20 protein-coding genes are annotated in these 21,803 nt (G+C 68.9%); 8 read left to right on the forward strand and 12 right to left on the reverse strand.

Annotated features, from left to right (window positions below):
* Positions 1-3: 3 nt before the first annotated feature.
* The gene (locus BJ972_RS05745) at positions 4-312 is read right to left on the reverse strand and encodes a thiamine-binding protein (RefSeq protein WP_129172855.1); all 309 of its coding nucleotides are present in this window, start codon (positions 310-312) and stop codon (positions 4-6) included.
* A 185-nt stretch (positions 313-497) separates the two neighbouring features.
* Between BJ972_RS05745 and BJ972_RS05750 the strand changes: the two genes are divergently transcribed.
* From BJ972_RS05750 to BJ972_RS05760, 3 genes are read left to right on the forward strand one after another with little or no spacing between them, the layout of a single operon-like run.
* Positions 498-1,358 carry an ABC transporter substrate-binding protein gene (locus BJ972_RS05750; RefSeq protein WP_129172856.1) on the forward strand — a complete coding sequence of 287 codons (861 nt, stop codon included), beginning with the start codon at positions 498-500 and terminating at the stop codon, positions 1,356-1,358.
* Complete coding sequence (locus BJ972_RS05755) at positions 1,355-2,227, forward strand: amino acid ABC transporter permease (RefSeq protein ID WP_129172857.1); 873 nt, start codon at positions 1,355-1,357, stop codon at positions 2,225-2,227. Before BJ972_RS05750 ends, BJ972_RS05755 begins: the two co-directional genes overlap by 4 nt.
* Positions 2,224-3,006, forward strand: a complete 783-nt coding sequence (locus BJ972_RS05760) for an amino acid ABC transporter ATP-binding protein (RefSeq protein ID WP_129172858.1) — start codon at positions 2,224-2,226, stop codon at positions 3,004-3,006. Before BJ972_RS05755 ends, BJ972_RS05760 begins: the two co-directional genes overlap by 4 nt.
* Before the next feature lie 25 nt (positions 3,007-3,031).
* On the opposite strand, the gene BJ972_RS05765 is transcribed toward BJ972_RS05760, so the two are convergent.
* From BJ972_RS05765 to guaB1, 7 genes are all read right to left on the reverse strand, one after another.
* A complete protein-coding gene (locus BJ972_RS05765; protein WP_129172859.1) occupies positions 3,032-4,504 on the reverse strand; it encodes a ferredoxin--NADP reductase in 1,473 nt (490 codons plus the stop codon).
* The gene (locus BJ972_RS05770) at positions 4,501-5,364 is read right to left on the reverse strand and encodes an FAD:protein FMN transferase (RefSeq protein ID WP_129172860.1); all 864 of its coding nucleotides are present in this window, start codon (positions 5,362-5,364) and stop codon (positions 4,501-4,503) included. The genes BJ972_RS05765 and BJ972_RS05770 overlap by 4 nt, the downstream gene beginning before the upstream one ends.
* Positions 5,354-5,836, reverse strand: coding sequence for an FMN-binding protein (locus tag BJ972_RS05775; RefSeq protein WP_129172861.1), 483 nt, complete (start codon positions 5,834-5,836; stop codon positions 5,354-5,356). The genes BJ972_RS05770 and BJ972_RS05775 overlap by 11 nt, the downstream gene beginning before the upstream one ends.
* Positions 5,837-5,928: 92 nt before the next feature.
* Positions 5,929-6,768: an ADP-dependent NAD(P)H-hydrate dehydratase gene (locus BJ972_RS05780; protein ID WP_129172862.1), complete on the reverse strand. Its 840-nt coding sequence runs from the start codon at positions 6,766-6,768 to the stop codon at positions 5,929-5,931.
* Positions 6,769-6,832: 64 nt separating this feature from the next.
* The gene (locus BJ972_RS05785; protein WP_129172863.1) at positions 6,833-7,885 is read right to left on the reverse strand and encodes a hemolysin family protein; all 1,053 of its coding nucleotides are present in this window, start codon (positions 7,883-7,885) and stop codon (positions 6,833-6,835) included.
* Positions 7,875-9,203 (reverse strand): hemolysin family protein, encoded by a 1,329-nt coding sequence (locus BJ972_RS05790; protein ID WP_129172864.1) that lies wholly within the window; start codon positions 9,201-9,203, stop codon positions 7,875-7,877. Before BJ972_RS05790 ends, BJ972_RS05785 begins: the two co-directional genes overlap by 11 nt.
* A gap of 103 nt (positions 9,204-9,306) precedes the next feature.
* Positions 9,307-10,746, reverse strand: coding sequence for a GMP reductase (gene guaB1 / locus BJ972_RS05795; RefSeq protein WP_129172865.1), 1,440 nt, complete (start codon positions 10,744-10,746; stop codon positions 9,307-9,309).
* A gap of 146 nt (positions 10,747-10,892) precedes the next feature.
* Here guaB1 and BJ972_RS05800 point away from each other — a divergent pair, with 146 nt between their 5' ends.
* Positions 10,893-14,657: a multifunctional oxoglutarate decarboxylase/oxoglutarate dehydrogenase thiamine pyrophosphate-binding subunit/dihydrolipoyllysine-residue succinyltransferase subunit gene (locus tag BJ972_RS05800; RefSeq protein ID WP_129172866.1), complete on the forward strand. Its 3,765-nt coding sequence runs from the start codon at positions 10,893-10,895 to the stop codon at positions 14,655-14,657.
* 82 nt (positions 14,658-14,739) lie between these two features.
* Here the strand turns inward: BJ972_RS05800 and BJ972_RS05805 are convergent, their stop codons facing one another.
* The 3 genes from BJ972_RS05805 to BJ972_RS05815 all read right to left on the reverse strand — a co-directional run bounded on the left by BJ972_RS05805 (position 14,740) and on the right by BJ972_RS05815 (position 17,859).
* Positions 14,740-16,938 (reverse strand): MMPL family transporter, encoded by a 2,199-nt coding sequence (locus BJ972_RS05805; RefSeq protein ID WP_129172867.1) that lies wholly within the window; start codon positions 16,936-16,938, stop codon positions 14,740-14,742.
* A 64-nt stretch (positions 16,939-17,002) separates the two neighbouring features.
* Positions 17,003-17,263, reverse strand: coding sequence for a zf-HC2 domain-containing protein (locus BJ972_RS05810; RefSeq protein WP_129172868.1), 261 nt, complete (start codon positions 17,261-17,263; stop codon positions 17,003-17,005).
* Positions 17,260-17,859 carry a sigma-70 family RNA polymerase sigma factor gene (locus BJ972_RS05815; RefSeq protein ID WP_129172869.1) on the reverse strand — a complete coding sequence of 200 codons (600 nt, stop codon included), beginning with the start codon at positions 17,857-17,859 and terminating at the stop codon, positions 17,260-17,262. Before BJ972_RS05815 ends, BJ972_RS05810 begins: the two co-directional genes overlap by 4 nt.
* Positions 17,860-17,967: 108 nt before the next feature.
* On the opposite strand from BJ972_RS05815, the gene aroA reads away from it, so the two are divergent.
* Genes aroA through bcp form a run of 3 tightly spaced genes read left to right on the forward strand, consistent with a single transcriptional unit; the run spans position 17,968 to position 20,880 of the window.
* The gene (gene aroA, locus BJ972_RS05820; RefSeq protein WP_129172870.1) at positions 17,968-19,338 is read left to right on the forward strand and encodes a 3-phosphoshikimate 1-carboxyvinyltransferase; all 1,371 of its coding nucleotides are present in this window, start codon (positions 17,968-17,970) and stop codon (positions 19,336-19,338) included.
* Complete coding sequence (gene rsgA, locus BJ972_RS05825; RefSeq protein ID WP_129172871.1) at positions 19,338-20,375, forward strand: ribosome small subunit-dependent GTPase A; 1,038 nt, start codon at positions 19,338-19,340, stop codon at positions 20,373-20,375. Before aroA ends, rsgA begins: the two co-directional genes overlap by 1 nt.
* Before the next feature lie 22 nt (positions 20,376-20,397).
* The gene (bcp, locus tag BJ972_RS05830; RefSeq protein ID WP_129172872.1) at positions 20,398-20,880 is read left to right on the forward strand and encodes a thioredoxin-dependent thiol peroxidase; all 483 of its coding nucleotides are present in this window, start codon (positions 20,398-20,400) and stop codon (positions 20,878-20,880) included.
* A 4-nt stretch (positions 20,881-20,884) separates the two neighbouring features.
* Here bcp and BJ972_RS05835 read toward each other — a convergent pair whose 3' ends face one another.
* Positions 20,885-21,316, reverse strand: coding sequence for a hypothetical protein (locus tag BJ972_RS05835; protein ID WP_179419925.1), 432 nt, complete (start codon positions 21,314-21,316; stop codon positions 20,885-20,887).
* A gap of 196 nt (positions 21,317-21,512) precedes the next feature.
* Between BJ972_RS05835 and BJ972_RS05840 the strand changes: the two genes are divergently transcribed.
* The gene (locus BJ972_RS05840; protein ID WP_056730333.1) at positions 21,513-21,761 is read left to right on the forward strand and encodes a WhiB family transcriptional regulator; all 249 of its coding nucleotides are present in this window, start codon (positions 21,513-21,515) and stop codon (positions 21,759-21,761) included.
* Positions 21,762-21,803: the final 42 nt, after the last annotated feature.

A 21,803-nucleotide genomic window follows, 5' to 3' on the forward strand; every position in this document is an offset into this window, starting at 1 on the left:
GGCTCAGCCGTCGTTCTCGATGGCCGCCTCGAGGCGCTCGACCTTCGCATCGAGCTCCCCCGTGAACCCGGGCCGGATGTCGGCCTTCAGCACGAGCGAGACGCGAGAACCGAAATCGCCGACGGCGTCGGTCGCGCGCTTGACGACGTCGAAGACCTCGTCCCACTCGCCCTCGATCTCGGTGAACATGCTCGTCGTGCGATGCGGCAGACCCGACTCGCGAACGATGCGCACGGCAACCGCTACGGCGTCGTGCACCGATCCGTCGGAACGGCCCGTGCCGCTCGGCGCCACTGAGAATGCAACCAACATCGATGTCCTCCTCGTCCGGCGCGGGTGTCCGCGCCCCTCGGCGACGCTCGAAACACGCGTCGCCGCCACTCTGCCACACGCTCGCGAACGGACTCCGGCGTCGTCATAGATCGCCACGCGCAACACCCTCGACACGAACGTGCGGCATGCTGGGATCACACAGCCTTCTTCCCCCAGGAGAACCCATGCCCCGCACCCCTGCACTCACCCGCGCGCTCTCCCTCGCCGCCGCTGCCGCCGCGGCGATCGCCCTCGCCGGTTGCACGGCCGGCGAGACCGCCGAGCAGTCCGACGCCCCCGCCGTCACGGCCTCCGAGTTCGTCACCGACGGCAAGCTCACGATCGGCACGGGCGAGCCCGCCTACTTCCCGTGGGTGCTCGACGACGCGCCCGAATCGGGCGAGGGCTTCGAGTCGGCCGTCGCGTACGCCGTCGCCGAAGAACTCGGTTTCGCGGCCGACGACGTCGTCTGGGTCCGCACGACCTTCGACCAGGCCATCGCGCCGGGCCCGAAGGACTTCGACGTCAACCTCCAGCAGTTCTCGATCACCGATGAGCGGAAGGAAGCCGTCGACTTCTCGAGCCCGTACTACGAGACCACGCAGACGGTCATCACCATCGAGGGCTCGCGTGCAGCGGGCGCGACCTCGATCGCCGACCTGAAGAACCTCTCGATCGGCGCCCAGACGGGCACGACGAGCCTCGCCGCGATCGAGAGCCAGATCGCTCCCGCAGGCGGCGCCCAGGTCTTCAACACCAACGACGACGCGAAGCTCGCGCTGCAGTCGGGCACCGTCGACGCGATCGTCGTCGACCTTCCGACGGCGTTCTACCTCACGGGCGCCGAGCTCACGGGCGGCCTCATCATCGGCCAGCTCCCCCAGACGGCGGGAACGGGCGACGAGTTCGGTCTCGTGCTCGCCAAGGACAGCCCGCTGACCGAGCGCGTGACGGCCGCGGTCGACACGCTGCGTGAGAACGGCACGCTCGACGCACTCGCCGAGGAGTGGCTCGCTTCGGCGGCCGAAGCCCCCGTCCTCGAGTGACCGACAGCACCCTCCCGCGTCCCGGCGACCGGCGCCCGAGTTCGATCGAACTCGAGCGCCGGTCGTTCCGGCGAACGCAGAACACCCGCTCCGTCCTCATCGGCGTCGCGAGCACGCTCGTCTTCGCCGTCCTCATCTGGATCTTCGTCATCCAGACCCCCGGCTGGGCCGCCGTGCAGAAGAGCTTCTTCGACCCCGCCATCGCGGTGCAGGCCTTCCCACGCGTCATCGAGGGCCTGTGGCTCAACATCCAGGTGCTCGCCTTCGCGGCCGTCGGCGTCGCGATCTTCGGCCTCGCCCTCGCGAGCGCACGCACGCTCCGCGGGCCGATCTTCTTCCCGATCCGCGCACTCGCGGCCGGGTACACCGACCTGTTCCGCGGCATGCCGCTCATCATCGTGCTCTACCTCGTCGGGTTCGGCCTGCCCGGTCTGCAGATCTTCCCGCGCATGCCCGTCGCGTTCTGGGGCACGATCGCGCTCATCCTCGTCTACTCGGCCTACGTCTCCGAGGTGTTCCGCGCGGGCATCGAGGCGGTGCACCCCTCGCAGCGTCTCGCCGCCCGATCGCTCGGCCTCAGCCACGGGCGCACGATGCGCCGCATCATCCTGCCGCAGGCGGTGCGCAAGGTCACGCCGGCCCTCATGAACGACTTCGTCGCCATGCAGAAAGACGTGGGGCTCATCTCGGTGCTCGGAGCGGTCGATGCCGTGCGCGCCGCGCAGATTGAAACGGCTCAATTCTTCAACTTCACGCCCTACGTGCTCGCCGGCCTCCTCTTCGTGCTGCTCGCACTGCCGATGATCCGACTGACCGACTGGTACTCCGCGCGCATGCGGCGTCGCGAGCAGGGAGGGAGCCTCGTATGACCGAGTCCACGACCGTACCCACGGGCGCATCGACGACCGCGTCCCCGGTGCTCCGACTCCGAGACATCCATCTCTCGTTCGGCGACCACGAGGTGCTGCGCGGGATCGACCTCGACGTCTCGGCCCACGAGGTCGTCGCCCTCATCGGGGCGAGCGGCTCGGGCAAGTCGACGCTCCTCCGCACCGTCAACCTGCTGGAGCGCATCGACGACGGCCAGATCTTCCTCCAGGCCGATGACATCAGCGATCCGCGCACGAACGCCGACGCGGTGCGCGCACGCATCGGCGTCGTCTTCCAGAGCTACAACCTGTTCCCGCACCTCTCGGTGCTCGACAACATCACCCTCGCCGACCGACTCGTGCACCGCACGCCGAAGGCCGCCTCCGAGAAGCGAGCGCTCGAGCTCCTCGACTCGGTCGGTCTCGCCGACAAGGCGCGGGCCTTCCCCGATCGGCTCTCGGGCGGTCAGCAGCAGCGCGTGGCCATCGTGCGATCGATCGCGACGGAGCCCGAGCTCCTCCTCCTCGACGAGGTCACGAGCGCGCTCGACCCCGAACTCGTCGGTGAGGTGCTCGAGCTCGTGCGCGCCTTGAAGTCGCGCGGCACGACGATCCTCATGGCCACGCACGAGATGGCGTTCGCGCGCGAGGTCGCCGATCGCGTGGCGTTCCTGCACGAGGGACGCATCGAGGAGATCGGGCCGCCGTCACGGGTGCTCCGCGCACCCGAGCGCGAGCGCACGCGCGAGTTCCTCGCCCGCTTCCTGCCGCCGAGCTGACGCCGGGCGACAGGAAGCGCGTCGATCAATACCCGCTGAAGAGGTCGCGCCTGACCTTCTTCGCCCCGAGGGATGCCGCGTCGGAGGCCACTCGATCGACGAAGGTCGGGGCGCCCGAGACGGCGACATCACGGTCGGCGATGTCGGGCACGATGCTCGCGAGGTTCTCGCGATCGAACGTCGCGCGATCGACGTGCACGATGCGCGCACCGCTCGCCTCGATCGCCTCGCGATAGGGCAGCTCCTCCCCCGCGGCCGAGGCGTGCACGAGTACGATGTCGCGCTTCTGGCCCTCGCGGGCGACCCACGCGAGCTGGCTCGAGAACGGCGTAATGCCGATGCCGCCGCTGACCATGAGGAGCGGACGCGAGGCATCACGAGGCAGGAGGAAGTCTCCCGCGACGGTCGTGACCCGCACGCGCGAGCCCGAGGGCAGTTCCGCGAGCGCGCGCTTGAAGCTCGACGAGCGCTCGGGGTGTCGCAGTGCGATCGTCACGACGGGGTCGCCGGGGGGCGACGAGATGCTGAAGACGCGACGCGTGCCCCGGCGGTCGGCGCGATGCGGCACCGTGATCTCGAGGTACTGACCGGGCTGGAAGCGCACGGTGCTCGGAGCCCGGAAGCGATACTCCACGAGGTCTCCGCCGAGCGGGCGACGCTCCTCGAAGGCGAGTGACGAGACGCTGCGCGCCCGCCAGGCGAGGCCGACGGCGACGAGGTTGCCGACGAGGAGCGCGAGCTCGGGCGTCATGTAGATCGGTCCGAACGACAGCGGCGTGGCGAAGAGCACGCCCACGACGGCGGCGACGACGAACCGCTGCCAGCGTCGCGGCGGCAGCGTGAGCGGCTCGCTCAGCATGAAGCCCGCGAGGAAGATGCCGGGGTACGAGATGAGCACGGTCGAGAACGCCTCGAAGAAAGGCGTTCCGCCGAGCACGCGACTGCCGACGAGGAGCGTTGTGCTCACGAGCAGGAAGACGCCGCCGAGACCGAGTGCGCGCGTGCGGAGCAGCACGACGAACGCGGCGACGAGCACGAGCGGGAAGAGCTCGGCGCTCGCGACCCACCAGACGCTCGCGTCGAGACCCGTCAACGTGATGACGAAAGCGGCGAAGGCGGCCGGATTGAAGAAGTGCCGCCCGCGCCAGGCGATGACGTGCTTCGAGAGCGCGGCGACGAGGGCCGCAGCCGCGAGGGCGATGAGCCGTGGGCCTTCGGCCGTCGGCCAGAAGAGCAGGAACAGGATGAGGCCCGTGATGACCGACGACTCGAGGTGAGCGTTCCGCCGGAAGAGCCGGGCGACGACGAAGCCGGCGATGACGCTCGCGCCGACCGCGACGCCGACGCTCGCGGCGATCGCGAGCGGCGTGTACGGCAGAAGTCCCGCGATCGAGAGGATGAAGGCGAGCACGACGATCGCCGCGAGGCTGACCGACGCGACGCGGTACATGGGAAATCGACCGAGCGTGCGGTCGATCGTGGCGCGGATGGCTGTCATCGGAAGATCTCCCCGGGGAGGGTCGGCGAATACTCGGCCCGACCATCGGTGAACATACGGACGTACGAGAAGTCGGCGACGTCGGTGAGACGATCGGGGCCGACGAAGAACAGGGCGGTCGCGAGGGCGTCGGCGACCATGGCCGTGGGAGCCATGACCCACGTCGCAGCGACCTCGCGAACGGGCAGGCCGGTGCGCCCGTCGAGCACGTGGTGGAGGCCCTCGCCCCACGCACGACGATTCGTCGCCGAGGCGCACAGTGCTCCCCCGGCGAGTTCGACGACACCGATCGCGCGCCGCGCGTCGTAGGGGTGCTCGAGCGCCACGCGCACGGGCTCCGCGCCGCGATAGCGCATGTCGCCGCTCGCATCGACGAGCACGGGGTGATGCGCCGAGAGGAAGTCGCTCACGTGGTCGACGAGGAGGCCCTTGCCCGCAGCCCCGACGTCGAGGCCGATGCCTCGCGTCGTCGACACGGTCGAGCCCTGCCACCGCATCGAGTCGTCCCACTCGTAGCTCGCGAGAGCGGGCCCGGCCTCGAGCGTGAGGTCGCGGCCGTAGCCGAGGCTCTCGAGGCTCGGGCCGACGAGCGGGGTCATCGCGCCGTCGGTCGCCCGATACAGCGATCGGTACAGCTCGACGAGAGCGACCGAGTCATCGGGAAACGTCCACGTGCCGGCATCCCTCTCGAGCTCGGCGACGAGGGAATCGTCGCGGAATCGCGAGTAGGTGCGGTCGAACTCGTCGATCAACTCGTCGAGCCCCGCGCGTTCGACCTCGGTGAGGGGCTCGCGCGTGTCGATCTCCCACCGAGTGCCGATGGCCTCGAAGGTCACTCGCGAGAGGACCTCAGGAGGCATCAGCCTTGATCGCATCGACGGCGGCGTTGAATCCGCCGCTCGTGAGCGAGGAGCCCGCGACCTTCGACACCGACAGATCGTCGATGTTCTGACCGACGACGACATCGGCGATACCGGCGACGAACTCGCCCTGGTAGCGCTTCGAGTTCGGGTTCTCGGCGTTCGAGACGACGTCGACCGCGGTCACGACGTCGGATTCGAGGGTGATCGTGACGGTCACCGACTCCTGCCCGCCGGGCGACGTGTACTCGCCCGTCTCGGTGTAGGTGCCGTCGGTGTACACCGATCCCGCGTCCGCGCTCTCCGTGGCCTCGGTCGTCGCCTCGGGGGCGGTCGTCGCCGACGAGCTCGGCTCCGTCGTCTCGGACGTCATGGCGGAGCTGTCTTGCACTGCGCATCCGGCGAGGCTCCCGACGAGGCTGAGGCCTCCGATGAGGGTGAGTCCAACTCGACTGCGTCGCGTGATCTGCATGGGGCGCCTTTCGTCCAACGGTTGTTGGTTCAACTGTAGGAAGCGATTATTTGCGAACGCTATGGGTTAGCGGGAAGACCCCTGTGACTGCACTACGCGCGTCCGGTGAGGGTCGCGATGGCCGCGGGCAGCGCCTCGGCGACGTCGAGTGCGGCGATCGGGCCCCCACCGGATGCCCGTTCGGCGGCTCGCCCGTGGAGGAGCGCAGCGGTCGCGGCGAGAGGAGCGAGCAGGCTGATGTCGGTGCGGAGCTCGCTCGCGTGGGTCGCGAGGAGAGAACCGAGGATGCCGCCCAGCACGTCACCCGTTCCCGCCGTCGCGAGCTCGTTCGTGCCGGCCCGCACGACGATCGCCTGCCCGACGGGATCGGCGACGAACGTCGACGCCCCCTTGAGGAGCACGACGACGTCGAGCTCGATCGCCGCGCGTACCGCCCATCCCGACGGGTCGGCGGCGATGTCGGCCGCGGAGACGTCGATCTCGCGCTTCGCGAGGAGCGAGGCGAGCTCGCGGTAGTGCGGAGTGATGATCGTGGGGCCGGTGTGCGCCGCGACGAGGTCGAGCGCGGCGGCATCGACGACGACCGGTTCGCCCGACGAGATCGCGCGAGTGAGCTCACCGACGAGCACGAACGATCGCCGCGCGGCATCCATGCCCGAGCCGACGAGCCATGCCTGCACCCGGCCGGGCTGAGTGACGACCTCGGGCCGCCGTGCGAGTACGAGGCTCCGTACGAACCGGGGGCCGACGTAGCGCACCATGCCGACACCCGTGCGATGGGCGGCTTCGACACCGAGGATCGCCGCACCGGGGTACTCGACCGAGCCGGTGATGACGCCGAGCACCCCGCGGGAGTACTTGTCATCGTGGGGGCCGGGCACCGCGATCCACGATCGCGCGTCGGTATCGGTCCACTCCAGCCAAGCGCTCATGACCTCACGATAGGCCCACCGGGCGGGCGACGACAGGGCCATCGACCGCCCGGTGCGGCTTCACTCAGTTGCGCGTCGAGTCGCGGCGCGTCGCGTCCTGCACCTCGCCGACGAGTTCCTCGATGATGTCCTCGAGGAAGAGCACTCCGGAGGCGGTGCCCTCGGCGTCGAACGAGCGGGCGAGGTGCGAGCCCGAGGCGCGCATCGTGGCGAGCGCGTCCTCGAGGTCGGTGCCGTTCCAGATCGAGACGAGCTGGCGCACGCGCTTCGGCGGGATCGGGTCGTCGAACTCGTCGTCGTCGAGGTCGATGACGTCCTTGAGGTGCACGTAGCCCGCGGGATCGCCGTCCTCCGCGCGGATGACGTAGCGCGAGAAGCCGTGCCGGGCGACCGCGCGTTCGACATCGGCCGGAGTCGCCTCGGGCGGCAGGCTCTCGAGCTGCGAGAGCGGCACCGCGACGTCGGCGACCTTCTTCGTCGTGAACTCGAACGCGGCGAGCAGGGTGCCGCTCGCGTCGTCGAGCACGCCCTCCCGGGTCGACTGATCGACGATCGTCGCGACCTCCTCGAGCGTGTAGGTGCTCGTCGCCTCGTTCTTCGGCTCGACGCGGAACAGTCGCAGCACGCCGTTGGCGATCGCGTTGAGCGTTCCGATGATGGGCTTGCAGAGTCGGGCGATGAAGACGAGCGCCGGTGCGAGCAGCAACACGGCGCGGTCCGGCAGCGAGAACGACAGGTTCTTCGGAACCATCTCGCCGAGCACGACGTGCAGGTACGACACGATCAGCAGCGCGATGACGAAGGCGACGCCGCCGATGACCTCCTCCGACCACCCGGTGAGCGCGAGGGGAACCTCGAGCAGGTGATGGATGGCGGGTTCGGAGACGTTCAGGATGAGCAGCGAGCACACCGTGATGCCGAGCTGACTCATCGCGAGCATGAGCGTCGCGTGCTCCATCGCCCAGAGGGCCGTGATGGCGCTCCGCTTGCCCTGCTCGGCGAGCGGTTCGATCTGCGAGCGTCGCGCCGAGATGACGGCGAACTCCGCTCCGACGAAGAAGGCGTTCGCGGCGAGCAGGACGACGAGCCAGGCGAGTCCGATCCAATCACTCGACATCGCGCTCACCTCCCTCCGTCGTGAGGACGGGTTTCGTGACGAAGCGCACCCGGTCTATGCGGCGACCGTCGAGCCGCTGCACGGTCAGGGTGCCGCTCTCGAGCTCGACCTCGTCGCCGACGACGGGAAGACGGCCGAGTTCGCTCATGATGAATCCGCCGATCGTCTCGTACGGTCCCTCTTCGGGCACGCGGATGCCGGCGCGGTCGAGGAGCTCGTCGGGCCGCAGCATCCCGGGGAACGTGAGCGAGTCCGCGCGGCGGACGACGCCCGCGCGTGTGCGGTCGTGCTCGTCCGACACCTCGCCGACGAGTTCTTCCACGAGGTCTTCGAGCGTTGTGACGCCCGCGGTTCCGCCGTACTCGTCGACGACGACGGCCATCTGGTAGCCGCGTCCGCGCAACTCGCCGAGCAGAGCGTCGAGGCGCATCGTCTCGGGCACGCGGAGCGCCTCCGACTGCAGAGCGGAGACGGGGACGTCGGGGCGGCGTTCACGGGGAACGGCGACCGCCTGCTTCACGTGCACGAGCCCGACGACGTCGTCGACGTTCTCGTCGAGCACGGGGAAGCGCGAGTAGCCGGTCTGCCGCGCGAGTTCGAGCACCGTCGAGGCCGAGTCCGTGCGACGGACCGTCGCGACGCGCAGACGCGGCGTCATGACGTCGGCGGCCGTGTGCTGCGAGAAGCGCAGGGTGCGGTTGAGGAGCGTCGCGGTGTCGGCCTCGAGGAGACCCGCGCTCGCCGAGCGACGCACGAGCGACGAGAGCTCTTCGGCGCTGCGCGCGCCCGAGAGCTCCTCCTTCGGTTCGATCCCGAACGATCGGATGATCGCGTTCGCGCTGCCGTTCAGCACGATGATCGCGGGCTTGAAGACCGTCGTGAACACCGTCTGGAAGGGGATGACGATCTTCGCCGTCGCGAGAGGAAGCGCGAGTGCGAAGTTCTTCGGCACGAGTTCGCCGATGACCATCGACAGGAGCGTCGCGATCGTCACGGCGAGGAAGACGCCGAGCACGGGCACGACGGCCTCGGGCGTGCCGATCGCGGTGAGCGGCCCCGAGAGCAGCGACGTGATCGCCGGCTCCATCGTGTAACCCGTGAGCAGCGTCGTCAGCGTGATTCCGAGCTGCGCGCTCGAGAGGTGCGTCGAGGTGATCTTGAGAGCCGCGATCGTCATGCTGAGGCGGGTCTCGCCCCGAGCGCGACGCGCCTCGAGATCACTGCGATCGAGATTGACGAGGGCGAACTCGCTCGCAACGAACAAGCCCGTGCCCACGGTGAGGAGGAGACCGATTCCGAGCAGTAGCCACTCAGACATCGGTTCCACCCCCCGCGGTCACGGGCGACGGTCTATGACCGGGAGAACTGGAACGCGAAGAAGGAGGCTCGTCCATAAGTCTGAACAGTATAGAGCCGGTCTGCTACCAGCTGACCGGGAGGGCCTTGCCCTCTTCGTAGCCGGCCGCCGACTGCACCCCGACGAGCGCCCGCTCGTGGAACTCGTCGACGCTGCGCGCACCCGCGTAGGTGAACGAGCTCCGCACTCCGGACGTGATCATGTCGAGGAGGTCCTCGAGCGAGGGCCGCAGCGGATCGAGGTAGATCGCACTCGACGAGATGCCCTCGGCGAAGAGCTCCTTGCGTGCGAGCTCGTACGGGTCGAGTCGATCGAAGCGCTCGCGCACGGCCTTCGTCGACGCCATGCCCCAGCTCTCCTTGTAGAGCCGGCCCGAGTCATCCGAGCGCAGGCGTCCCGGCGCTTCGATCGTGCCCGCGAACCACGAACCGACCATGACCGATGCGGCGCCCGCCGCGAGGGCGAGGGCGACGTCGCGCGGGTAGCGCACTCCCCCATCGGCCCAGACGTGCGCTCCGAGAGCGCGCGCAGCCTCGGCGGTCTCGAGCACGGCCGAGAACTGCGGCCGTCCGACGGCCGTCATCATGCGCGTCGTGCACATCGCGCCCGGCCCGACACCGACCTTGAGGATGTCGGCGCCGGCGTCGACCAGATCGCGCACCGCGTCGGCGGTGACGACGTTGCCCGCGCAGATCGGCAGCCCGAGACCGGCGGCACGCACGGCGGCGATCGCCCGCAGCATCCCGTCCTGGTGTCCGTGGGCCGTGTCGATGACGAGGACGTCGACGCCGGCCTCCGCCAACGCACGCGCCTTGACCGCGACGTCTCCGTTGATGCCGACCGCCGCGGCGACGGCGAGACGGCCGTGCGCGTCGACGTTCGGCTGGTAGATGGTGCCCCGCAGCGCGCTCCGCCGGCTCAGAGTGCCGACGAGCGCGCCGTGCCGGAGCACGGGCGCGAAGTCGAGGCCGGCCTCGGTCATGACGTCGAAGGCGCGGCGCGGCGAATCGACGTCCTCGGCGTCGAGCGCGGGCAGCGAGCCGTGCACGAGATCGCCGAGCTGGGCGTCGGGAAGAGAGGAGGCGAGGCGCGCGGCCGGGATGCAGCCGACGAACGCTCCCTGAGCGTCGTGGAGCACGATCCCATGGCCTTCGGCGCCCGGAAGCACCTCGAGCGCGTCGGCGACGGTATCGCCGGGAGCGAAGGAGTACGGCGTGTCGAAAGCCGGCGACTGGTTCTTCACCCAGCGGATCGCCGCGTCGAGGTCCTGGAGGGGCATGTCCTGCGGGAGGACGCCGAGCCCGCCGCGCCGGGCGAGCGTCGCCGCGAGCCTCGGCCCCGTGACCGAGTTCATGTTCGCCGAGACGAGCGGGATCGTCGCTCCGGTGCCGTCGCCCGGAGCGAGGGACACGTCGAGACGGCTCGCGACGGCTGAGCGCCGGGGCACGAGGAAGACGTCGGAATAGGTCAGATCGTTCGAGGAGACCTCGCGGATGAACTCCATGTCGACCACGGTAGTCCCCGTGTCGTCGTGGCGGCAGCCTCGGGCAAAGAGGATTAGGCTTGCAGAGGCGGCCCGTCACCCGCAAAACGCGCACCGACACCGCTCACAACGAAACGAACATCAACGGAGAGAGTGGGCGATCGGCTGTGTCGAGCCAATTGACCGGGTCGGGATCTGACGAGACCACGTCGGGCGAGTTCGGAGCCAACGAATGGCTCGTCGACGAGATGTACGAGAGGTTCGTCGGCGACCCGAATTCGGTCGACGAATCGTGGTGGCCGATCCTCGAGAGCTACCGCGACGCGGCAGCCGCGAAGGCATCGGGTGAGGCCCCGCAGCCGACCGCTGCAGCACCCGCACCCGCCACGACGTCGACGCAGGGAGAGCACGCCGCGCCGACCGACTCGACGCCGCGCCCGATCACCGCGCCGGTGACCGTCATCGGCTCCCAGCCCGCGGCGAAGACCACCTCGATCGCTCCTCGGCCCGAGCCGGTACCGGCCGACGTGCCGATCACGAGCCCGCAGGCCGTCGTCGAGACGAAGCCCGACACCGAGAAGCAGGACGAGATCGTCCCGCTCCGCGGCATGCCGAAGACCCTCGCCGCGAACATGGACGCGAGCCTCTCGGTTCCCACCGCGACGAGCGTGCGCACCGTTCCGGCGAAGCTCATGATCGACAACCGCATCGTGATCAACAACCACCTGAAGCGTGCGCGCGGCGGCAAGGTCTCGTTCACGCACCTCATCGGATGGGCGCTCATCCAGGCGCTCAAGTCGTTCCCCAGCCAGAACGTCTACTACACCGAGTCCGACGGCAAGCCCGCGGTCGTGAAGCCCGCCCACATCGGCCTCGGCATCGCGATCGACATCCCGAAGCCCGACGGCACACGCGCCCTCCTCGTCCCCGCCATCAAGCGCGCCGAGACGATGACGTTCAACGAGTTCCTCGGCGCCTACGAAGACCTCGTGCAGCGCGCACGGAAGAACAAGCTCACCGCCGACGACTTCCAGGGCGGCACGATCTCGCTCACGAACCCCGGCGGAATCGGAACGGTGCACTCGGTGCCGCGCCTCATGAAGGGCCAGGGCTGCATCATCGGCGCCGGCGCCCTCGAGTACCCCGCCGAGTTCCAGGGCTCGAGCGAGAAGACGCTCGCGAACCTCGCGATCGGCAAGACGATCACCCTCACGTCGACCTACGACCACCGCGTCATCCAGGGCGCGGGTTCGGGCGAGTTCCTGAAGATCGTGCACGAGCTGCTCATCGGCAAGCACGGCTTCTACGAGGGCATCTTCGCGGCCCTCCGCCTGCCGTACGACCCCATCCACTGGGCGCCCGACATCTCTGTCGACCTCGCGAGCGCCGTCGACAAGACCGCGCGCGTGCAGGAGCTCATCAACTCGTTCCGCGTGCGCGGCCACATGATGGCCGACACCGACCCGCTCGAGTACGTGCAGCGCTCGCACCCCGACCTCGACATCTCGAGCCACGGCCTCACCTTCTGGGACCTCGACCGCGAGTTCGTCACGGGTGGCCTCAGCGGCACCCGGTCGGCGCTCCTCCGCGACATCCTCGGCGTCCTGCGCGACTCGTACTGCCGCACCATCGGTATCGAGTACATGCACATCCAGGACCCCGAGCAGCGCAAGTGGATCCAGCAGAAGGTCGAGCGCAAATACGAGAAGCCGACCCACGACGAGCAGATGCGCGTCCTCGGCAAGCTCAACGAGGCCGAGGCCTTCGAGACCTTCCTCCAGACGAAGTACGTCGGCCAGAAGCGCTTCAGCCTCGAGGGCGGCGAGTCCGTCATCGCACTCCTCGACGAGGTCCTGCAGGGCGCTGCGAAGGACGGCCTCGACGGCGTGGCGATCGGTATGGCGCACCGCGGCCGACTGAACGTGCTCACGAACATCGCCGGCAAGACCTACGGACAGATCTTCCGTGAGTTCGAGGGCACCCCCGACCACCGCAACTCGAGTGGATCGGGCGATGTCAAGTACCACCTCGGCACCGAGGGCACCTTCACGGCCGACACGGGCGAGGAGATCCCCGTCTACCTCGCCGCGAACCCGTCGCACCTCGAGGCCGTCAACGGCGTGCTCGAGGGCATCGTCCGCGCCAAGCAGGACCGGAAGCCCATCGGAACCTTCTCGACGCTACCGATCCTCATCCACGGCGACGCGGCGATGGCCGGACAGGGTGTCGTCTTCGAGACGCTGCAGCTCTCGCAGCTGCGCGGCTACAAGACCGGCGGCACGATCCACGTCGTCATCAACAACCAGGTCGGCTTCACGACCGTGCCGCAGGACTCGCGCTCCTCGATCTACTCGACCGACGTCGCGAAGACGATCCAGGCACCGATCTTCCATGTGAACGGCGACGACCCCGAGTCGGTCATCCGCGTCGCTCACCTCGCGTACCTGTATCGCCAGGAGTTCAAGCGCGACGTCGTCATCGACCTCGTCTGCTACCGCCGCCGCGGTCACAACGAGGGCGACGACCCCTCGATGACGCAGCCGCTCATGTACAGCCTCATCGAGGCGAAGCGCTCGGTGCGGAAGCTCTACACCGAGGCGCTCGTCGGTCGCGGCGACATCACCGAAGAAGAGTACGAGGCGGCGCACGCCGACTTCCAGGACCGCCTCGAGCGCGCGTTCATGGAGACGCACGCCGCGCAGTCGTCGGCGATCCCGATCGTCGGCGCCGACGGCCAGGCCGACGACGCCCCGACGGATGACTCGGACGGGCAGCTCTCGACGACCGGCGTGTCCGAGCAGGTCGTGCACCTCATCGGTGACGCCTTCAACAACCCGCCCGAGGGCTTCACGGTGCACGCGAAGCTCAAGCAGTTGCTGCAGAAGCGACTCGACATGAGCCGCAACGGAAAGATCGACTGGGCCTTCGGCGAGCTCCTCGCCCTCGGCTCGGTGCTCCTCGAGGGCACCCCCGTGCGCTTCGCCGGTCAGGACGCGCGCCGCGGAACGTTCGTTCAGCGCCACGCCGTGCTGCACGACCGCGTGAACGGTCAGGAGTGGCTGCCGCTGCAGAACCTCTCGCAGAACCAGGCCCGCTTCTGGATCTACGACTCGCTCCTCAGCGAGTACGCGGCGATGGCGTTCGAGTACGGCTACTCCGTCGAGCGCGCCGACGCCCTCGTGCTGTGGGAGGCGCAGTTCGGCGACTTCGCGAACGGCGCCCAGACGGTGCTCGACGAGTTCATCTCGTCGGCCGAGCAGAAGTGGGCGCAGCGTTCGAGCGTCGTGCTGCTGCTCCCGCACGGCTATGAGGGCCAGGGCCCCGACCACTCGAGCGCCCGCATCGAGCGCTACCTGCAGCTGTGCGCCGAGAACAACATGACCGTCGCTCGTCCGTCGACCCCGGCGTCGTACTTCCACCTGCTGCGTCGCCAGGCGTACCAGCGGCCGCGCCGCCCCCTCGTGGTGTTCACCCCGAAGGCGATGCTCCGCCTCCGCGGTGCGACGAGCGAGGTCGCCGACTTCACGAGCGGTCGATTCGAGCCCGTCATCGACGACGTTCGCATCACCGACAAGTCGGCCGTCAAGCGCGTCCTCTTCCACGCGGGCAAGATCTACTACGACCTGCTCGCCGAGCTCGAGAAGAACCCGAACCCCGAGATCGCCCTCGTCCGCCTCGAGCAGTACTACCCGCTCCCGGCCGAGGAGCTGCGCGCCGTGGCCGACTCGTACCCGAACGCCGAGCTCGCGTGGGTGCAGGACGAGCCCGAGAACCAGGGTGCCTGGCCGTTCTTCGTCCTCGAGACGAACAAGCTCGGCCCGCGTCCGATGCGGCTCTTCTCGCGCCCCGCGTCGGCATCGCCGGCCGCCGGCTCGGCGAAGCGTCACGCGCTCGAGCAGACCGAGCTGATCCGCGCGGCGCTCTCGCTCTAGACGACGAAGACCGGATGCCGCGTGCGGCCCGACTCCTCACGGAGCGGGCGCACGCGGCATCCGGTCTTTTCGGTGTCGGGCCCTACTTCGCGCCGCGCGCGAGGGGGCTCGGCCACCAGATCCTCCGACCCAGGTCGTACGCGAGCGCCGGCACGAGGAGCGTGCGCACGAGGAACGTGTCGAGCAGCACGCCGAAGGCGACGATGAACGAGATCTGGGCGAGGAACAGGATCGGGATGACGCCGAGGGCGGCGAACGTGGCGGCGAGCACGAGTCCGGCCGACGTGATCACCCCGCCGGTGACCGTGAGGCCGCGGAGGATGCCCGCGCGGGTTCCGAGGAGGATCGATTCCTCGCGCACCCGTGTCATCAGGAAGATGTTGTAGTCGACGCCGAGGGCGACGAGGAACACGAACCCGAAGAGAGGCACCGAGGGGTCGGCACCGGGGAAGTCGAAGATGCCGTTGAAGACCCACGCCGAGACGCCGAGCGCCGCGCCGAACGACAGCACGACGCTGCCGATGAGGATGAGCGGAGCGATGATCGACCGCAGCAGCAGCATGAGGATCAGGAGGATCGCGACGAGCACGAGCGGGATGATGAGGTTGCGGTCGGCGATCGACGCGACCTTCGTGTCGAGGGCGACGGCGCTCTGGCCGCCGACGAGGACGTCCTCACCGACGGAGTCGAGGGCGAGACGCAGCTCGGCCACGGCGTCTTCCGCCGCATCGGAATCGCTCGCGGCGTCGAGCGTCGCCTGGAGCAGCACGCGGCCGTCGACGACGGTCGGGTCGGCGGCGGGCGTTCCGGGAGGGCCGAGCGGCTGGATGCCGTCGGCCGTGACCGGAGCGAAGCCCGACGGCGAGTCCTCGGCGACGACGGCGACCGACGAGACGCCGTCCATGTCGAGGGCGATGTCGGCGATCGCCTGGAGATCGGCCTCGGGGCCGACGATGTAGGCGGGTGTTCCCGAGCCGGCCGGGAAGTGCTCGCCGAGGGCCGCCTGGCCGTCGCGCGCCTCCGACGCACCGAGCACGAACTCGCTCGTCGGGACTCCGTCGGCCTTGAGGTTGAGCAGGCCGAGCGAGAGCACGCCGAGGATGACGACCGACACGATCCACACGATGCGGGGGCGCGTCGAGACGAGGCGCGCGATGCGCGCCCAGAGTCCGCGGCCGGCGGTGGCCTTCGTGTGGGCCAGTCCGTCGGCGGCGCGATGCGCGGGGTGTTCGAGCGACTCCACGCCCGTAGCGACGGCGGCCGCATCGACGGGCGCCGGGTCGTAGCGCGGTCGACGCGGCCAGAAGGCCACGCGTCCCGCGGCGAGCAGGAGCGCGGGCAGGAGGGTCATCGCCGCGAGCACCGCGAACGCGATACCGATCGAGGCCACGGGTCCGAGCGACTTGTTCGAGTTGAGCTCGCTGAACAGCAGGATGAGGAGCGCGGCGATGACCGTGCCTCCCGAGGCGAGGATCGGCTCCCACGCCCCCTTCAGGGCCGCCCACGTCGCGGCCCATCGACGTTCGTGTTCGATCAACGCTTCGCGATAGCGGGCGATGTAGAGCAGGGCGTAGTCGGTCGCGGCTCCGATCACGAGGATGAAGAGGATGCCTTGCGTCTGCCCCGACAGGATGATGATCTCGGCCTGCGCGAGCAGCACGATCGTGAAGATCGAGGCGCACAGGGCCGAGAGGCTCGTGAAGAGCACGATGAGCGGCAGGAGCGGCGATCGGTAGACGATCACGAGGATGACGAAGACCGCGGCGAGGGCGACGCCGAGCAGGAGTCCGTCGATTCCGCTGAACGCCTGCGCGAGGTCGGCGGTGAAGCCGGCGGGGCCGGTGACCGACGCCGTCAGGGTCGAGCCCTCGAGCTCGGTCCGCAGTTCCGTGACGATATCGCGGATCTCGCCGTCGGAGTCGATCGGCACGATGACCTGAGCGGCCTCGCCGTCATCCGAGATGATCGGGGGCGAGACGGTCTGCACGCCCTCGAGCCCCGAGAAGTCCCACGCCTCGATCTCGGCGATCTCGGACTCGGACAGCTCTCCGTCGCCCGTGAAGACGACGATCGCGGGGATCGTGTCGCTCCCGAGGAAGTCGGGGACGATCTCACCGACCTCGGTCGCCTCGGCGGTGGCGGGGAGGAACTGGGACTGCTCGTTGGTCGAGACGTCGCTGATCTTGCCGAACGACGCACCGCCCAGGCCGAACAGGGCGAACCATCCCACGATCAGGAGCGTGGGGAACAAGACGCGCAGAACGCGAGCGAAGGTCTTCATCGCTAACTAGGTTAGCGGTTTTTCTCCCGCGAGCGTCACCCGATCGCGGCGGTGGGGACGCGAGTCAGTCGACGGAGACGGGCGAGTGCTCGGCCTGCACGACTCGGATGCGCGCGAGCACCTGGGTGCGGAGCTCGTCGGGAGCCGCCTCCTTGCACGCACGCTGGACGGCTTCGGTGAGGATCTGCCCCACACGCAGTTCACCCGAGCAGTCGGGGCAGTTCTGCATGTGATCGCGGATGTCGGCCGCGTCTTCACGGCACAACTCGTTGTGCAGGTACTCCTCGAGCTCGGCCTTGGCCTTCTCGCAGCCGCAGTCGGTCATTTCTTCCTCCGGGTGGTGGGCGTGGCCGCCTCGAAGCCCTGCTCACGGGCGTAGTCGGCCAGAAGTTCGCGAAGCATCCGCCGGCCTCGGTGCAGACGACTCATCACGGTTCCAATGGGCGTGTTCATCATGTCGGCGATCTCTTGGTACGAGAAGCCTTCGACGTCGGCGAAGTACACGGCGAGACGGAAGTCTTCGGGAAGAGACTGCAGCGCATCTTTCACCGCACTGTCGGGCAGGTGATCGATCGCCTCGGCCTCGGCCGAGCGGCTCGCCGAAGCCGTCGTCGACTCCGCACCGCCGAGCTGCCAGTCCTCGAGCTCATCGATCGTTCCCTGATAGGGCTCGCGCTGCTTCTTGCGGTACGTGTTGATGAAGGTGTTGGTGAGGATGCGGTACAACCACGCCTTGAGGTTCGTGCCCTGCTCGAACTTGGCGAACGCCGCGTACGACTTGACGAACGTCTCTTGCACGAGGTCTTGAGCGTCGGCGGGGTTTCGGGTCATGCGGAGTGCCGCCGCGTAGAGCTGATCGATGTACGGCAGCGCCTGCTGCTCGAACAGCTCGCTGAGGCTCGGCTGCGTCTCGGAAGTCATCACCGGCCATCTTAGGCTGTGCGTCTCTTCGAGAGGACGATCGAGCACCGCTGTCGACACGTGCCACACTCCTTCCCTGCCGGTGAGTACCGACTACTCTGATAACCGATGCTGATCTCGAAGTATTCCGCCCCTGAGTTCAATCCCTACGGCGACGACTCGCCCGAAGGAACGGATGACGCGTGGAGCGCGCCCACGGCCGCTTCGCCGGTCTCGGCCGTCGTCTCGCTCCCCGGCTCGAAGTCGCTGACGAACCGCGAGCTCGTGCTCGCCGCCCTCGCCGACGGGCCCTCGGTCCTGCGGTCGCCGCTCTGGTCGCGCGACAGCGAACTCATGATCGAGGCGTTGCGCTCGCTCGACGTCGTCATCGAGAAGATCCCGGGCGACGGCGCGTTCGGCGATGACCTGCGCATCACTCCCCCGGCCGAGCTCGCCGGGTCGACCACGATCGACTGCGGCCTCGCCGGAACCGTCATGCGCTTCGTCCCGCCGCTCGCGGGACTCGCACTCGGGCCCACGACGTTCGACGGCGACGAGTACGCCCGCAAGCGGCCGATGTCGACGACGATCACGTCGCTCCGCGCACTCGGCGTCGACGTCAACGACGACCGCAGCGGCTCGCTCCCCTTCACCGTCCACGGCACCGGCACGATCGTCGGCGGCGAGATCGAGATCGACGCCTCGAGCTCGAGCCAGTTCGTCTCCGGCCTCCTCCTCTCCGCCGCACGGTTCGAGGACGGGCTGCACCTGCGCCACACGGGCGAGCGGCTTCCGAGCCTCCCCCACATCGACATGACGATCCAGGCGCTCGCCGCTCGCGGCATCGTCGTCGAATCGCCGACGGTCGGCGAGTGGGTCGTCGATCACGGCCCCATCGCCGCTCGGGATGTCGACATCGAGCCCGACCTCTCGAACGCGGCGCCCTTCCTCGCTGCAGCCCTCGTGACCGGCGGAGCGGTCGCCATCACCGGGTGGCCGACGTCGACGACGCAGGTCGGTGCGACGCTCATCGAACACCTCGCGGCCTTCGGCGCCGACGTCGAACTCGTCGGCGACCGGCTCACCGTCACCGCCGGCGAGTCGATCCGCGGCGTCGAGCTCGATCTCTCCGAGGGCGGCGAACTCGCCCCGACCCTCATCGCGCTCGCGACTCTCGCCGACGGCCCGAGCGAGATCACCGGCATCGGACACATCCGCCACCACGAGACCGACCGCATCGCGGCCCTCGTCGCCGAGATCACCGGCCTCGGCGGCACGGCGATCGAGCTGGAGGACGGCATCCGCATCGAGCCGGCGCCTCTCCACGGCGGCCTGTGGCACGCGTACGCCGATCACCGCATCGCGACAGCCGGCGCCCTCATCGGTCTCGCCGTCGAGGGAGTCGAGGTCGACGACATCCAGTCGACGTCGAAGACTCTCCCCCAGTTCGTCGACCTCTGGAACGGGCTGCTCGCTCCGCGACCGGAGCCGCTCTTCTGATGACGTGGTGGGATTCGGCCGACGACGACGAGCCCGAGCGCTACGACGAGAGCGATGTGCGCGTGAGGCCCAATCCCAAGGGCAACAAACCGCGTACGAAGGTCCGGCCGGAACATGCCGACGCCGTCACCGGTGTCGTCCTCGGCGTCGACCGCGGTCGCTACACGACCCTCGTCGACGAGGGCCTGCCGACCGAGCGCGAGGTGCTCGCCGCTCGCGCCCGAGAGCTCAGGAAGCGCGCCGTCGTCACGGGCGATCGCGTCGACCTCGTGAGCGACACGACGGGCGATGACGGCACGCTCGCGCGCATCGTGCGCATCCAGCCGCGCGCGACGCTCCTCCGCCGCAGCGCCGACGACACCGACGAGGTCGAGCGGATCATCGTCGCGAACGCCGACCAGTTGCTCGTGGTCGTCGCGGCGGCGAACCCCGAGCCGCGCATCCGCCTCGTCGACCGCTACCTCGTGGCCGCGTTCGACGCCGGCATCGAGCCGCTCCTCTGCATCACGAAGACCGACCTCGCCGACCCCGCCGACTTCCTCGCGAACTTCGCCGGGCTCGACCTGCCCGTGTTCGAGAGCGCGAACGACGAGATGCCCCTCGACGAGATCGGCCGTGCGCTCGTCGGTCACCGCACCGTCTTCGTCGGGCACTCGGGCGTCGGCAAGTCGACTCTCGTCAACGCCCTCGTCCCGAGCGCCGACCGGGCGACGGGCGTCGTCAACACGGTCACGGGTCGCGGGCGCCACACGTCCTCGTCGACGGTCTCGCTCCGTCTCGACACCGAGGACGGCACGGGCTGGGTCATCGACACACCGGGCGTGCGCTCGTTCGGCCTCGGGCACGTCAACCCCGACAACATCCTCGGGGCATTCAGCGACCTCGCGGTCATCGCCGAACGCTGCCCCCGGGGCTGCACGCACCTCCCGGATGCACCCGACTGCGCGCTCAACGAGGCCCTCGAAGCGGGCGAGCTCGGCGACTCCGGTCGCGCGCGCCTCGACTCGCTGCAGCGCCTCCTCACGACCTTCGCGTGAGTCGTCGTATGCCTACGATGGCATGGTGACTGATTCCCGCCTCGCCGTCGGCGACACCGCGCCCCTCTTCCGCCTCGACGACCAGGACGGGAACCCCGTCTCCCTCGCCGACCTCCGAGGCGACAAGGTCATCCTCTACTTCTACCCGGCGGCTCTCACGCCGGCGTGCACCGAGCAGACGTGCGACTTCCGCGACAGCCTGGCGTCGCTCGGGGCACACGGCTACCGCGTGCTCGGAATCTCGAAGGACGACGTCGCGACCCTCAAACAGTTCCAGGAGGCGGAGCACGTGACCTTCCCGCTGCTCTCCGACGAAGACCTCACCGTGCACCGCGCGTACGCCACGTGGGGCGAGAAGAACCTGTACGGCAAGATCACCGTCGGCACCCTTCGCACGACTTTCGTCATCGATGAGGACGGCGTCATCACGCACACGTTCTACAACACGAAGGCCAAGAACCACGTCGCGATGCTGCGGAAGAAGCTCGGGCTCGTCGACGCCTGAGCGGTCAGCTCTCCGCGGCGTCGTCGGACGCCACGACGCCTCCGGGCGCGGGCGGCATGAACGCGCGCCCGAGAGGCGGCCAGAGCAGCAGCCCGATGACGATGAGCGCGGGCACGAGGAGCGCCCAGCCGAGGTCGGGGCGGGCGAAGAATCCCTGGAAGCACCCGATCGCGACGGCGATCTGCAGGACCTGCCACGTGATCGCTCCTCCGCGCACCCACGGTGCCATGCGGAAGGCTCCCACGGCGAGCATGACGACCCAGAGCGCACCGATGGCCGTGAGCACGAGGAGCGCGATCGCCGACGCGAACGAGTCGGGTTGATCGGTCAGGATCTCGATCAGCAGCCACACGACGATGGCGACGAGCGCGGCGGCCTCGAGGACCAGGATCGCCCGCAGAATCGCCAATGCCGGGCGGAGGCGCGAAGATTTCACAGCGTTATCCCATGCAGAACTATTGATCTCGAACCTCTACTATGCCAACATTTATGAGGTCAAGTTGACGCTCACAGGGACGTGAGCCGGTCACTCAAGATCCTACTTCCTGCAACTTGACCTTCATCTGCAGTTCTTTTCCCGCGATTAGGCGTGGAATCGCTGCAGCTCACCCCCGCAACAAGGAGCATCCCCTATGGATTGGCGCGACAAAGCCGCCTGCCTGACAGCAGACCCCGAGCTGTTCTTCCCCGTCGGCAACACCGGCCCTGCCGTCGACCAGATCGAGAAGGCGAAGGCCGTCTGCGCCCGCTGCACGGTCACCGAGATCTGCCTGCAGTACGCCCTCGAGACCGGTCAGGACTCGGGCGTCTGGGGCGGCCTGAGCGAAGACGAGCGTCGGGCGCTGAAGCGTCGCGCCGCTCGCGCACGCCGCGCCTCCTAGAACCTCGCTCGGCACGACTGAAACGTGCCACATATCGGCGGG

The organism is Agromyces atrinae, assembly GCF_013407835.1.
GTDB classification, from domain to species: domain Bacteria; phylum Actinomycetota; class Actinomycetes; order Actinomycetales; family Microbacteriaceae; genus Agromyces; species Agromyces atrinae.

Bases quoted from the DNA above. Each gene is read 5' to 3' on its own strand.
- BJ972_RS05810 (WP_129172868.1), bottom strand. From the start codon at position 17,263: ATGACCGACTGCGGCTGCGAGAAGGCCAAGGCCGAGCTCGAGGAGTAC.
- rsgA (WP_129172871.1), top strand. From the start codon at position 19,338: ATGACGTGGTGGGATTCGGCCGACGACGACGAGCCCGAGCGCTACGAC.
- BJ972_RS05745 (WP_129172855.1), bottom strand. From the start codon at position 312: ATGTTGGTTGCATTCTCAGTGGCGCCGAGCGGCACGGGCCGTTCCGAC.
- BJ972_RS05750 (WP_129172856.1), top strand. From the start codon at position 498: ATGCCCCGCACCCCTGCACTCACCCGCGCGCTCTCCCTCGCCGCCGCT.
- BJ972_RS05805 (WP_129172867.1), bottom strand. From the start codon at position 16,938: ATGAAGACCTTCGCTCGCGTTCTGCGCGTCTTGTTCCCCACGCTCCTG.
- BJ972_RS05790 (WP_129172864.1), bottom strand. From the start codon at position 9,203: ATGTCTGAGTGGCTACTGCTCGGAATCGGTCTCCTCCTCACCGTGGGC.
- BJ972_RS05815 (WP_129172869.1), bottom strand. From the start codon at position 17,859: ATGACTTCCGAGACGCAGCCGAGCCTCAGCGAGCTGTTCGAGCAGCAG.
- bcp (WP_129172872.1), top strand. From the start codon at position 20,398: ATGGTGACTGATTCCCGCCTCGCCGTCGGCGACACCGCGCCCCTCTTC.
- guaB1 (WP_129172865.1), bottom strand. From the start codon at position 10,746: ATGGAGTTCATCCGCGAGGTCTCCTCGAACGATCTGACCTATTCCGAC.
- BJ972_RS05760 (WP_129172858.1), top strand. From the start codon at position 2,224: ATGACCGAGTCCACGACCGTACCCACGGGCGCATCGACGACCGCGTCC.
- BJ972_RS05840 (WP_056730333.1), top strand. From the start codon at position 21,513: ATGGATTGGCGCGACAAAGCCGCCTGCCTGACAGCAGACCCCGAGCTG.
- BJ972_RS05785 (WP_129172863.1), bottom strand. From the start codon at position 7,885: ATGTCGAGTGATTGGATCGGACTCGCCTGGCTCGTCGTCCTGCTCGCC.
- BJ972_RS05780 (WP_129172862.1), bottom strand. From the start codon at position 6,768: ATGAGCGCTTGGCTGGAGTGGACCGATACCGACGCGCGATCGTGGATC.
- aroA (WP_129172870.1), top strand. From the start codon at position 17,968: ATGCTGATCTCGAAGTATTCCGCCCCTGAGTTCAATCCCTACGGCGAC.
- BJ972_RS05775 (WP_129172861.1), bottom strand. From the start codon at position 5,836: ATGCAGATCACGCGACGCAGTCGAGTTGGACTCACCCTCATCGGAGGC.
- BJ972_RS05770 (WP_129172860.1), bottom strand. From the start codon at position 5,364: ATGCCTCCTGAGGTCCTCTCGCGAGTGACCTTCGAGGCCATCGGCACT.
- BJ972_RS05765 (WP_129172859.1), bottom strand. From the start codon at position 4,504: ATGACAGCCATCCGCGCCACGATCGACCGCACGCTCGGTCGATTTCCC.